The sequence below is a fragment of the Paenibacillus favisporus genome (genome assembly GCF_040545415.1).
In the GTDB taxonomy this organism is placed as follows: Bacteria; Bacillota; Bacilli; order Paenibacillales; family Paenibacillaceae; genus Paenibacillus_AQ; species Paenibacillus_AQ favisporus.
On record NZ_JBEPLV010000001.1, the window covers coordinates 1,508,253 to 1,521,184 of the forward strand.

Below are 12,932 nucleotides of genomic sequence, written 5' to 3' on the forward strand. Positions count from 1 at the left end.
CGGTTCTTAAGAGAGTCTTTATCACAAGTGGAAAATGAAGCAGATTTTTTCAAATATCGACTCGGGCGAAAGGCCGCGGACATCTCTTTGGATAGAATAGAAGTCACGGCTCAGCACCATCTGGAGCATATCGGCTTTAAAAACACTGTCGCTGTTTGCACTTAATGTTTCGGAAGCCGCCATTTTGTCGAATAACGACACAAAAATTTTGTTCAGCTCATTGTAGATGGGGCTGCTTGTCCGCGACTTGGGTCGGCTTGTCTGCGAGGAGTCTTCGACGCCGATCAAGAGCTGCGATTTCTTCTCCCTGAACTGGATGAACAATCGGATAAAATATTTCAACTGCTCTTGCGCCGGCTCCATTCGGTGTTGCTCCAAGTAGGACTCGTATTCCTCGAATAGAAGGTCGGCGCTGTCGCGGATCAAATCCAGGCACAATTCGCTCTTGTTCTTGTATCGGCGATAGAGCGTTCCGGGCCCGACCTGCGCTTCCGATGCGATCTGGTTCATGCTGACGGCTTCTACACCATGCTGTTCAAACAGCCGAAGCGCCGCATCCAAGATGCGCTGACGATTCGCCGCCGCGTCGCGGCGTTCGGACCGGGCTGGGGATGTATCGGTTTCTTTCATATGCACATCACGTCCCTTGAATTTTAATTTCGATCACGGTTGACAAGTGGAGACATCTCCGCTTAATATGAAGTGGAGGGTTCTCCGCTTAATCATATCATATGGATTAGGAGTGTTCAACGAATGACACAAATCAATTCTGCTTTGTTAATTATGGACTTGCAGAACGCTATTGCCGGGCACCTCGGCGACAAGCAAGCGCTGTTCCCATATAAGATGGCGCTGGAAGCAGCACGCAATCACAGCATTCCGGTCATCTTCGTTCGAGTCGCCTTCCGCGAAGGCTATCCGGAGATCAGCCCGATGAACCAAATGTTCGCGAGAGCGGCTCAATACGGCGGCATGACGCTGAACGACGAGACGACGCAAATTCATCCGGAGCTGGCTCCTCAGCCAGGAGAGCCGATCGTTACCAAGAAGCGCATCAGTGCCTTCACCGGCAGCGATCTGGAGATGATTCTTCGCGCTAAGGGCATCAATAAGCTTATTCTGAGCGGCATCTCCACGAGCGGTGTTGTACTGTCGACGTTGACGGAAGCAGCGGACAAAGATTATCAGCTTACCGTTCTATCCGATGCTTGCTTCGATCCCGATCCAGAAGTCCACCGCGTTCTGCTCGAGAAAGTGTTCACCAAACGGGCGGATGTTATGACGGTAGACGGGTGGGTCGATACTTTGGTGTAAAGAAGGCGCATTTGTAATGCAGATATGGAAAAGAAATTTATGGGTCTGCTGGTTCGGCATGTTCATGACGGGTGTAGGCATGAGCCAGATCGCGCCTGTCTTGCCTCTCTTCATTAAGCAGCTCGGCGTTGAGAACGCATCCTGGATCTCCCAATTGTCCGGCGTCGCATTCGGTGTGACTTATATTATCTCCGCCATATTCTCGCCAATCTGGGGACGCGCGGCTGACAAATACGGTCGCAAGCCTATGTTGCTCAGAGCCAGCCTTGGCATGGCTATCGTCATCGGCTGCATGGGCTTCGCGCCGAATGTCTACTGGCTGATCGGCTTAAGGTTGTTGCAAGGCGTCATTACGGGCTATGGCACGGCCTGCACGACGCTGATCGCGACCCAGACGAGCAAGGAACATTCGGGTTGGGCTCTGGGCACGTTATCAACGGCCAACATCGCGGGCTCCCTGCTCGGACCGTTGATCGGCGGCTTAATCGAAGAGCATTTCGGGATGCAGAACATTTTCTACATCACGGGTGGCTTCATGTTCATCGCCTTCCTGACGACCTTATTCTTCGTGAAAGAGACGTTCGTCCGTACGGAAAAAAAGGTGCCGAGCTTAAAGGAAGTCTGGGCTCAAGTTCCGCAGCCAAGCTTAACGATCACCTTGTTCATTACGTACTTCGTAATGTCGATCGCCACGTATTCGGTCCAACCGGTGCTTACGGTCTTTGTCGATCAAATAGCACATCATCTGGGCCACGTCGCATTGATCTCAGGAGCGATCTTCTCGGCTTCGGGATTGGCTAATATCATTGCTGCTCCTCGGTTGGGGAAGCTGTCAGATAAGATCGGGGCACATCAGATCATGCTCTTCACGCTGATCGTGGCAGGTATATTGTTCATCCCGCAGGCGTTCGTCCATAATCCTTGGGAACTGATGGCGCTTCGCTTCCTGCTAGGATTGGCGGCAGGCGGGCTAAATCCTTCGGTCAACGTCTTACTGAAGAAGATCACCCCGTCCAATCTGACCGGCCGCGTGTTCGGATTGAATATGTCGGCTGCCTATCTCGGCGTCTTTGGCGGTTCGGTGCTTGGCGGTCAAATCGCAGGGCATTTCGGCGTCCGATATGTTTTCCTTGTCACTGGCGCATTGCTGTTGATGAATGCCTTTTGGGTTTACTTCAAAGTGTACGGCAAGCTGCAGAGGGAGAAATTGCTAGAATAACGCCCAGAAACAAAGCAAGGAACAAAGCTTAGAAACAAAGCTTAATGTACAAATTGCATGCACAGCCAAAGCTAAAAACGCCCCAAAGTGAAATATATTTACTTTCTGTTGCTGGGGAACAAGGGGCCGGAGTCGCGACCCGATAAACGAAAGGAGCGCATCAAATCATGCAGATCAAGTGGTATGGCCATTCGTCATTCCAGCTCACCTCGGACGCCGGAACCAGGATTCTTATCGATCCCTACTACAAGTTCCTCGGCTACCGCATGCCGGTCCCGATCCAATCGGACATCGTCGTCGTGACCCACGATCACGGCGATCACAATAAGATTCAAGCCGCCTCAGGCGATTACTTGGTCGTGAACGAGCCGAAGGAGTACAGCGTAGGAGACGTGGATATTAGCGGCTTCCGCACGTTCCACGACAAGGTGAACGGTCAGAAAAGAGGCCCGAACATCGTGTTCCGCTTCCGGATGGACGGGTTGACGATCTGCCACTGCGGGGATCTGGGTCATCTGCTAACGGAGGAGCAAGCGAACGCCATCGGCCCGGTGGATGTCCTCCTCGTTCCCGTAGGCGGAAGGATGACGCTGGACGGGGCGGAGGCGGCACAGGTGATGCGGCAATTGCAGGCGACTGTGGCGATTCCGATGCACTACAGCACGAAGGCGCTCGGCCTACTCGGACGATTGTTCTTCGCCAAGGAGGATAAGTTTCTCCAGGCTGTAGGGGCGAAGACGACCCACGTTCAGGCGCTGAATTTGTCCAAGGAAAACGTGCCCCAATATGCCGGGACCGTGACGATGGATTATAAATAGCAGCCAACCAGCTTCCGCGCGGAAGCTGGTTTTTAACTTTTCTCCTCAAGCTTGGCTGCTGCCTCCGAATGAACTCTGCGAAGAGCGGGGGCAAACTTTTAAGCCGATCGGTCTCCCTTATCCTGGCTTTGTTTGAGCTCGATCCAAGTTGAAGCAAGAATTGTGGATGCGTCGTTCGGTTTAATCAAAGTTTCATATTAGTTGATTTTTTTAACTGAAATAACTTACGACTCCATTGTCATCATTCCACACCTTTCGTTAGACTTAATAACGGAAGGTGATGATAATGAGAGAAATCAATATAGCCGAGGTGCTTGCTCGAAAACGAAAAGAAAAGGGCATGACCCAGGAGGATGTCTCCAATTTTATAGGAGTATCGAAAGCCCGGTCTCCAAATGGGAAACAGGCCAAAGTTACCCGGATATTACAATGCTGCCGCTTCTTGCCTCATTCTTTAATACAACCATTGATGATTTAATGGATTATCGACCGCAATTAGAACCGGATGATATTCGAAAACTATGCGATCAGTTATCCAGTGCTTTCGATTCACAACCATTGGATGAAGCTTTGAACCAATGCCGTGAAATAACGAAGAAATACTGCGCCTGCTTTCCGTTGCTAAAAAAAGTGGGAATGTTGATCCTAAACCACAGTACACTTTTGCAAGATGTTTCTGAGATGAATGTGTTGATCCAAGAGGCAAAGAGGCTTTTTGTACGAGTGAAAGAAGAAAGTGACGACATAGAGCTCATCCATCAAGCCGTGTATTTGGAAGCAAGCTGCTGCATGGCCCTTGGCGATCCTAATAAGGCACTGGACCTGCTCGGGGAAATGAACCCGCCACTCATGCCCGTCGAATGGATCAAGTCTTACGCATACCAAATGCTGGGTAACACAGACAGCTCGAAAGCTTTCCTGCAAATGGGCATGTACCGGCATGTCGTTACATTGTTCGGACTTATGATCTCTTACTTAATGTCTTCGGCGGATCATATTAAAACATTCGAGGAGATCTATCGAAGAGCACTTGCCATAGCGGAAGCTTTCGATTTTAAGCATCTAAACCCTAACCTGTATGCAAACCTTTTTCTTACAGCTGCTCTAGGGTATACGACTCTAGGAGATAAAGAGCAGGCGCTGGATAACCTCAAACGATTCACGGAACTCGCAGCTCGTCATCAGAAGCTGACTGCAGCAGGCGGGGACTCCTTTTTTGACTTGATCCATGGTCAGTTAGCAGAGTGGGGTTCGGCGATGTGGTTCATGGGCAATACACAGCACCAGCGAAAAAAGATGTACGAAATGATTGCGAATCATCCCGAGCTATCTGCGTTTCTGGATGATCCCCGTTTCAAAAAAGTATTGGAGAAGCTCATCTGCAACGTTTGGGGGGAATTCCGTTGAATTTGACGATCCCTGCAAATGTCATGAGTAGAATCGGACCGTGGAAGAATCTTTTTAAACTAGTTCCCTTTATCGGAAAGTACCGATTGTCCTTTATGTTTGGGGTAGGCGCTGTTTTGGCGAGTTCTATTTTAACAGTTCCCATCCCGTATCTAACAGGGATATTGCTTGATCGGGTTTTATTAAAAGATAAGAACATCAACGACATGTTTTTGTTGTTAGGCATGATGGCTGTTCTATATCTGGTGCAGTATGCATTTTCTCTTTTATCTGGATGGCTGTTTGTTAAAATAAGTTATTCGATCGTTAACGAGTTAAAGTATTCGGTCATGTCAAAAGTATTATCATTGCCAATGAGTTACCTCTCAACCACCGAAAAAGGATACCTCCAAGGGCGAGTGGCCGAATGCAATTCAGTTGGAAATGCCTTTTCGCCAGTCATTATCAGTATGGTGCTTAGCGTATTAAATGCAATGTTTGCTGTGATCACGATGTTTGCGATTAATTATAAAATATCTTGCGTAGTTATTGTTTTAGTACCTATCTTTATTTTTTTATCCAAATCATCCAACAAAAAATTTTTGAACAGCACAAGGGAAATGATGGAGTCGTCCGCCGTTTTAAGCGGGGAAGTCTTTGAATCCATGAATGGCATTGAGGACATTAAAATTCTCGGCGGCAAAGAGACGCAGCTCTTCAAATTTAAATCCAAGATGAATGAGCTGTTTCACCATAGCGTCAAACAAAACAAGTCATTGATTTTTTTAACCGAAAACGTCAGCTTATTAAACAACATGTTCACCCTAATCATATTGTTAATCTCCGGCATCCTTATCTTTAAAGGGCAGTTTACTGTCGGCATGTACACATCCTTTTCCCTATACACCACGAAAGTGTTTGCCAGTGCACAAAGTATCACATCCTTAAATACGATCTTGAAACCGGTTTGCTTGAGTGTCGAAAGAATTTACCAGCTATTGGACATGGAGGACGAAAACAGCGGTAAGGTTGTCAAGTTGGATTCAAGGATTGAAACGATAGAATTCCTCCGTGTAGGTTATCGATATCGAACGGATCTGCCTCTGGTCTTTAATGACTTGACGTTCTCGTTCATGAGGGGGGATAAGGTTCTTCTTCTTGGGGATAACGGTACGGGAAAAACGACGCTTATTAAACTTTTATTAGGGTTGTACCAGCCTGCTTACGGAATCATTTCCTATAACGGAATCCATGCCTCATCGATTCAAAGCGACTCCTTAAGGCAAAAAATTGGTGTGGTATCCCAGAGTACCTTTCTCTTCCGCGGGACTGTGTTGGACAATATTCTATACGGGCAAAATTGTAACCGCAGCACTGTTGAAAACCTGATTGACGAACTTGGGTTGAAAGAGTATATAGACAGGATGCCCAAAGGGCTGGATACCGAAATCAATCAAAACACTTCAGGTGTCTCGGGTGGTCAGGCTCAAATCATCGCTTTTATACGAGCCATGCTTGCCGAAAAGGATGTATTAATATTAGATGAACCCACTGCTAACGTCGACGAAGAGACTCGTCGCACCATCATTCACGCCTTACGGGAACAGCGATATATGGGTATATTGATTGTGATCTCGCATCAAATGGACGGAATGGACTTTTTTAATAAAACCATTCATTTGACGAAGACCTTATAGAACCCAGAGAACTCCTTAATGGGGCTCATCTACAGAATCACGGTAATTGGTCAAACGAGCAAGTGCCGTTAATAGCCGCGTAAAAATGCGGCTTTTTCCGTAGCCAATAAAGCTACCGTCCAATGAAATGACAATAACGGTAAATTATAGAAAATGTCCATCGACTGAGCAGAGGCGAAAGAAGAACCGAGTGCGATCAGCTGATATCCGCATAAACCGAGTTACAAAGCTAAACTGGCCTCAGGCGTAAAGATAACCGGACAGGATAGTTCAGGCCGAACTATTTGAGAATTTTATGGAGAAGTACATAGCATTGTTATCGTTATCATGATATGGCACCATACATTGTAAATCAAGGAGGGATTAATCAATTCTAGAACAGGAGCTGGCAAAAAATTGGCTGCTGTTTTTGTTGCTAACGGGGAGGATAGTTCAAGACCATATAGGTAAAATATCCGAACATATCGTGGGAATCCTGATGTGGTGGGGAAGTGATCATATGATTTTTTTCAATGGGTGGAACTGAAACAAAAACAAAAAATCCTTTCGGAAGCGAGCTCCGAAGGATTTGACGTCTGTTCTATCGAAGCCTAATTCAACATTATATCAAAGCGAATGCAATCAGTAATGTTTAGCTATATAAGCTATCCTTCATTTGCCGGACTTGATCTTCCATCTCTTGCTTGACGACAGCCAATGCATTCATTTTTCTGTTGACTTCTAACAGCATTTCTTCATACATTTGGATCATTTCCCGACAAACCTTCTCTGCTTCATCTTTATAATAACCGTCCGTACACTTTAAAGTTTTTTCTATTTGTTTTGTCGTCAATCCTAAGTTCAAGTAAGTTTTGATCGTTTTGATGCGCTCTATGGAAGCTTCATCGAACTCCCGAAAACCATTTTTTAGACGGGAAGCAGTGAGTAAATTGGTTGCTTCATAATGTCGGATTGATCGGATACTAGCGCCGGTTATTTTAGACAATTGGCTTATTTTCATAGAAATGGCTCCTTTCAAGTGGTATGCTCGGACTAACGTTAGTTATCGCGGTTTACGAATCAGCTCTGCTAAACACGAGAAATCTTGCTTGCCGTAGCCCAAATCGATCGCCTGACGGACAAGATTTTTCGCGGCGACTAGTACTTCAACTTCGATGCCGCGGGCTTTGGATGCATGGATAATGTTATCCATTACAGCCTCAGTGGAGATGAGGTTGGATTCAATTCCTGGATAATGGCTGTTATCGACCTGATTTGCAAATTCAACCATTATATCGGGCATCATGCCGATAATGTTTCGAGCATAAGGCACGAGATCCGTCGCCGTGATATTCTCCGCATTGGCAATGGCAAGGGCGTGGATGTAACCGGTCATCGATGTCCAGAAAATATCCAGTAATGCTACATCGTATGCTGCTGCACGGCCTGGATCAATACTAAGATATGAGGCAGTGCCTCCCAGACTCATTAGTGTTCTCTGGTGTGTAAGATAGGCATTCTCAGAACCGCTGTACAAAATAGACGCTTCCGGTTGACCAACTGCAGGGACTATAATCGCACCGTCGAGGTAGTTAAATCCGCCTTTTGCAGCCCATGCAGCCATTTGCCTTGCTCCATCCGGGGAACCGCTGGTGAGATTTACCAAAGTTCGCCCTTTCAGAGAAGCAGCCGAATACTCAAGAATAGAGTATACGGCATTGTAGTCGAGCACACAGACGATTACCAACGGGCTTGCCGCAACCGCATCGGCAACCGTATCTGCAACAGTCGCTCCTTGGCTGACAAGCTCGTCTGCTTTACCATTTGTGCGGTTCCATACCGTAGTCGGATGGCCATTTTGTAAAAAAGCAGCAGCCAACATTCGGCCCATTGGACCAAGACCAATGACCGTAACCGGAGAGCGATCAGCAGGGGGGTTCATAGTTTGGTTATTATCATACATACAAATATCTCCTCTCCAACTATTGTTCAGAGTTAATTTTAAATTATGACACTAATGTAATAGCAACGGTAAAGTTCGATGTGAAATATCTATCTCAATCAAAGAGGATTATTGGGCCAATGCCTTCTGAAGTAGCTTTAATTATTTCTGAGGCAATAAGACAAGGATGGAAACCCAAGGAGCAAGGTGCTTTATTAAGTTCAAACTTTCTGAAAACAAGCTTATGGCCTAAACTAAGGGGAAAAGTTAGCTGTAGTCCGTTACGCTAACGAAATACGATTACTGAATAATAAACCATTAAAGAGCAGGCTGTGGTAGCTGCTCTTTTTTATTAAACTAACGGGCAGTTTAGTTTGGTTATAGTCATCTTTTTCGACGATAAATGTGGTAAAGTTACCCAAGTATGTGAAACCACTGAAAGTAAAGGCGGTACGTGATATGTTTGAATTGTCTCGAAATCAGTTTTATAAAGCAATACCCCTTCTCGAAAACCACCACACGGGAACCGCTAATCCAAGGATAACATTGGAGGCTGCTGGCTTTTTGGTCAGCTTCACTTCGCTCCCTTTAATCGAACATACATTTTGTGTATATTTAACACACACCAATAAAAGGAGGTTAAATATGAGATCAATTGATTTAACAAGAGTTTCCTTCAACAAGCAATAGTTAGAGGTGTAGAAAATCTATGAACGTATTTTTTAAAGAAACAAAAATGGTTTTTATATTGCTCATTTTGTTAGTAACTATTACAGGATGCACCACTAAAAAGCCTATATCTCCAGATGAAAATCAATCTCTATCTAATCAACCTCAAAATACGAAACCTATAGAAAATGCTGTAAATGAAACACCGGTTTCCGAAGTGAAGAACATACCATCAAACCCACCGGTTGAGTATGATCCTGCCTGGCCAGATCAAGCGGTACGCTCTTCTAGCGGGCATCTTGTGAACAGTTGCGTTCCAGAAGAGCTACGCGATAAATCCACTACGTTGACAACTAGCGATGGGGTGCATCTGTCTGCACTTGTGCTTGGAAGCGGAAATAAAGGAGTCTTGCTTGCACACGAGCAAGGGTATAACATTTGCTCTTTTCTTGACACGGGAACTGAACTGGCAGACAGCGGATATCTGGTTATTATTCCTGAATATCGTAATCATGGTGCCTCACAGAATATTCCGGAGGATAATCAGAATATAGATCGTGATGCAGATGCTGCCTTAAGCGAACTCAAACGATTGGGTGCAAAAAGAGTGTTTTTGGCCGGAGCATCATGTGGCGGTAGTACAGCAATCATTGCAGGTGTTCGTCAAGCGCTGCCTATTGAGGGGCTGATTATTCTTTCTTCTCCTGCACAATGTGGGCCCCTTGATGCCATTCCAAGCGTCGAGAAGATTAAAGCACCATCCATGTTTGTTTTTTCACCTGGCGATTATGGAGGCTCAATTGAAAAAGAAGTGCGCAAATTATATCTAGCATCCGGAGCAACGGATAAAGAGCTGATTGTGGATGAGAGTGGTTATCACGGAACAGATATGTACCAAAGGGGAGAGCACGGTGATGTATTAAAGTCCAAGCTTATTGACTTTGTTAAAAAGGTATTTAATTAAAGTAAATCAGGCGGAGTGTTGTAAGACGACAAGAACATACACGCTTAAAAGCCGCATAAAAGCGGCTTTTTTTGTTTTAACGATATATGTTCTGGTCAGAACCCGAAAACAAGAACATATATATTCTGCCGTTCTGAGTGGGCCTCATCCTAAAGAAGTGGGGGACAGGGTCTCAGTTGGCAGATTTATGATGCTCGTATGGCTAATCCGTAATGTCTCCGCACCAGCGAGTGATACCTTCATTTATTTTTTGTATTGGATTCGGATCAGATAGAGAAATCGCCCAGGCAATATGTCCATCCGGACGAATAAGTGCCGTGTGGACGTCGTTCCAATCCGCGTCTGCCTCAGCCAAAGATGCATGTAACACTTGAAGGTTGCTATACGTTTCCCATTGGCCACTATTCTGTTCATTAGAATGGAAATACAACAGAAGAAAAGTACCTTTGTGCAGGAGCGGATAGGAGTTCATCCATTGCCCGTCTTTCAGTTTTAAGCGGAGATCTTTGAACCGTTTCCCGTTTAAAGGATGGGAAGGCACTTCGGCATCGGGAGTATAGTGCACATCTATTGCGGAAATTTGTGCAGCGATTTGATAATTAGCCTCTGGTATTTGAATCAGATCAGCCAGCATGCTTCGCAGTTCCGTGATGGGAGGAGTCACGTCCAGAAGCAGGGTTTGGACCTCGGTATTCCGGAGCAAGGCCGTATTCCATGGAAAACGTTCGGTATGATAACTGTCCAAAAGCCAGTCCGGAGCCCAGCCTTTGATCGCTCCTGCAAGCTTCCAGCCTAAGTTCATCGCTTCTTGTAAGCCGACGTTCATTCCCTGTCCACCCGCTGGAAAATGAATGTGCGCCGAATCTCCCGCTAAAAACAATCGACCATTTCGATAACTTCCCGCTTGCCGCGTAGCATTTCCGAAACGGGACATCCATTTCACATCGTTCAATCCCAGGTCGCTTCCGGTCGTTCGGATGAGCGATGAACGAAACTCTTCCAATGTAACGGGCTCATCCTTAGAGATATTACGTCTCTCCATATCGATAATTAAGACCCGATAAATATGATCATTGATCGGCATGATGCTGACCAAACCTTTTTCTGTAATTCGGGATACGACACTCATAGGAGCCAAATCAGATAGAACAGCATCCCCCAAAATTGCCGTGAAGGTTGCGTTTGTACCTTCAAAGGATATATTTGCATGTTTGCGAACCAAACTTCTGGCTCCGTCCGTACCTACCACATAAGCTGATCTTAACGTTGTTTCTCCATGAGGTCCCGCGATCTTAACGTCAACCCCATCCTCATCCTGATGCACAGATAGAGCCTCAAACTCTCTCCAGACCTCTGCGCCAAGACTAAGAGCCCATTCCTCCAGCACCTTCTCCGTCTCACTCTGAGGTAAAAAGAGAGTGTGATTGGAAGAAGAATCCAACACAGAGAAATCCAAAGGAGTTTCTAATCCGGCAAAATGTCCTCTCGAAAGTAAGCGGCCTTTACTAATTAATTTTGATTTCACTCCACGCATATCTAATATTTCAAGGGTTCGTGGATGTACGGTAAGCGCACGTGAATATGGGGTTGTCTCATTTAATCGCTCAATGACGCAGACCTTTACACCGGCTAATGCCAATTCTCCAGCTAACATCATGCCGACAGGTCCGCCACCGATAAGGATGACTTCATATTTCATATCAATAACCTCTTTTCTTAAACATTATGGGAAGATCACGATAGCGTCTATTTCGATAAGCCATTCAGGATCGGCTAGTGCTTGAACGCCTATATAGGTGCTTGCTGTCTTCGGCCAGTTAGGGCCAAACACATGAAATCCGGCGTCAAAAATAATCGAAATCAATTCCGAGTGGTGGTTTACCACAAAAATATTCATTTTTGCAATGTACAATGGATCCGCTCGCACGGCTTCCAGTGCATACTTAAGATTGGTGAACACTTGAATCGCTTGCGCGTAATAGTCCCCTGAACCGACCAAAACGCCTGTTTCATCTACAGCAACCTGACCTGAGATGAAGGCCAGTTTAGAGGCAGTAGTTACTACGACATGGGAAATGACAGATGTAACCTTATCCGTCAATGTCCTGGGATTCACGATTTCCATAGGCAGGCATGAACCTCCTTCATTAATTATTGTTTCACTTGAACCTTTTTTGGTATTTATAAAAAAAGGGGGTATTAAAATTATATATAATTATTGTTTCAAATGAAACAATGTAATTGTACGTGGTCACTCTTTATCCTGTCAACTCCAATCTCAATATATGAGTATACCTTTATTTCTCTGGAAACAATCTGTGATATGATGAGGCAAATTAGTCGAGGAGCCAGCATAATCATGGATACTGCCAGTAAGAACAAAACTTCCATTCATGAAATTTTCGTTCAGTTTCTTGAGCAATAAGAGCAGCCCAATCGCTGGCCCGGAGACAGGAGCAAATCGCTTCACACCCGTTCGCCTGGATCTAGCTTCGCTGGAATCGGTCCGACAGTTCGCGGAGCAATAGCCGTTACAGGGTCTTCCTCCTTTGCATGCATTAATCTGCAATGCCGGAGTCCAAAAGGAACAGGGGACAGGGCTTGGATTGATGATGTGCTATAAAATTATTCATGACCACAAAGGGAACTTGAGCATTCGAAGCGCCGTTAATCAAGGAACCACGGTCGATATCAAATTGCCTGTTACGGACTAACTACTCTGGAATATCGATGCGGTGGTTTAAGTGTAACAGTAAAAATAGTCTAAGGAAAATAGAGGCGAGAACTATAGCTGAAGTGTATTACGACAAGAACCTCCATACAGTCTCGCCGTGGGAAGAGAGGCTGAGGTTCGACGTCTTCTCCAAGTGCTGGGGCCAAGCCCCAAGCATGTTACATTAGAAAAGACGACGATGGACGAGATCATCCGACCCATTAACCCAAG

Annotated in this window: 11 protein-coding genes and 1 pseudogene; 7 read left to right on the forward strand and 5 right to left on the reverse strand. The window is 45.7% G+C overall.

What is annotated here, in order from left to right; translation table 11 throughout:
• Nucleotides 1-21: 21 nt before the first annotated feature.
• Nucleotides 22-630, reverse strand: a complete 609-nt coding sequence (locus tag ABID47_RS07065) for a TetR/AcrR family transcriptional regulator (RefSeq protein ID WP_354495450.1) — start codon at nt 628-630, stop codon at nt 22-24.
• Nucleotides 631-753: 123 nt separating this feature from the next.
• Here ABID47_RS07065 and ABID47_RS07070 point away from each other — a divergent pair, with 123 nt between their 5' ends.
• The 5 genes from ABID47_RS07070 to ABID47_RS07090 all read left to right on the forward strand — a co-directional run bounded on the left by ABID47_RS07070 (nt 754) and on the right by ABID47_RS07090 (nt 6,434).
• Nucleotides 754-1,314: a cysteine hydrolase family protein gene (locus tag ABID47_RS07070; protein WP_354495451.1), complete on the forward strand. Its 561-nt coding sequence runs from the start codon at nt 754-756 to the stop codon at nt 1,312-1,314.
• A 16-nt stretch (nt 1,315-1,330) separates the two neighbouring features.
• Nucleotides 1,331-2,533: a multidrug efflux MFS transporter gene (locus ABID47_RS07075; protein ID WP_354495452.1), complete on the forward strand. Its 1,203-nt coding sequence runs from the start codon at nt 1,331-1,333 to the stop codon at nt 2,531-2,533.
• 167 nt (nt 2,534-2,700) lie between these two features.
• The gene (locus tag ABID47_RS07080; protein WP_354495453.1) at nt 2,701-3,351 is read left to right on the forward strand and encodes an MBL fold metallo-hydrolase; all 651 of its coding nucleotides are present in this window, start codon (nt 2,701-2,703) and stop codon (nt 3,349-3,351) included.
• A gap of 429 nt (nt 3,352-3,780) precedes the next feature.
• Nucleotides 3,781-4,758 carry a hypothetical protein gene (locus tag ABID47_RS07085; RefSeq protein WP_354495454.1) on the forward strand — a complete coding sequence of 326 codons (978 nt, stop codon included), beginning with the start codon at nt 3,781-3,783 and terminating at the stop codon, nt 4,756-4,758.
• Nucleotides 4,755-6,434, forward strand: a complete 1,680-nt coding sequence (locus ABID47_RS07090) for an ABC transporter ATP-binding protein (RefSeq protein WP_354495455.1) — start codon at nt 4,755-4,757, stop codon at nt 6,432-6,434. The genes ABID47_RS07085 and ABID47_RS07090 overlap by 4 nt, the downstream gene beginning before the upstream one ends.
• A gap of 631 nt (nt 6,435-7,065) precedes the next feature.
• Here ABID47_RS07090 and ABID47_RS07095 read toward each other — a convergent pair.
• Both ABID47_RS07095 and ABID47_RS07100 read right to left on the reverse strand, forming a co-directional pair.
• On the reverse strand, nt 7,066-7,434 hold the full coding sequence (locus ABID47_RS07095) for a MerR family transcriptional regulator (RefSeq protein ID WP_354495456.1): 369 nt from the start codon (nt 7,432-7,434) through the stop codon (nt 7,066-7,068).
• A gap of 42 nt (nt 7,435-7,476) precedes the next feature.
• On the reverse strand, nt 7,477-8,376 hold the full coding sequence (locus tag ABID47_RS07100) for an NAD(P)-dependent oxidoreductase (RefSeq protein ID WP_354495457.1): 900 nt from the start codon (nt 8,374-8,376) through the stop codon (nt 7,477-7,479).
• Nucleotides 8,377-9,064: 688 nt separating this feature from the next.
• Here ABID47_RS07100 and ABID47_RS07105 point away from each other — a divergent pair.
• Nucleotides 9,065-9,988, forward strand: a complete 924-nt coding sequence (locus ABID47_RS07105; protein WP_354495458.1) for an alpha/beta hydrolase — start codon at nt 9,065-9,067, stop codon at nt 9,986-9,988.
• Between the two features lie 202 nt (nt 9,989-10,190).
• Here the strand turns inward: ABID47_RS07105 and ABID47_RS07110 are convergent, their stop codons facing one another.
• Together ABID47_RS07110 and ABID47_RS07115 are read right to left on the reverse strand one after the other, a co-directional pair.
• Complete coding sequence (locus ABID47_RS07110; RefSeq protein ID WP_354495459.1) at nt 10,191-11,687, reverse strand: monooxygenase; 1,497 nt, start codon at nt 11,685-11,687, stop codon at nt 10,191-10,193.
• Between the two features lie 24 nt (nt 11,688-11,711).
• Nucleotides 11,712-12,113 (reverse strand): RidA family protein, encoded by a 402-nt coding sequence (locus ABID47_RS07115; protein WP_354495460.1) that lies wholly within the window; start codon nt 12,111-12,113, stop codon nt 11,712-11,714.
• Nucleotides 12,114-12,570: 457 nt separating this feature from the next.
• Here ABID47_RS07115 and ABID47_RS07120 point away from each other — a divergent pair.
• Nucleotides 12,571-12,702: pseudogene (locus ABID47_RS07120) on the forward strand (ATP-binding protein); the annotation flags it as partial.
• Between the last annotated feature and the right edge of the window lie 230 nt (nt 12,703-12,932).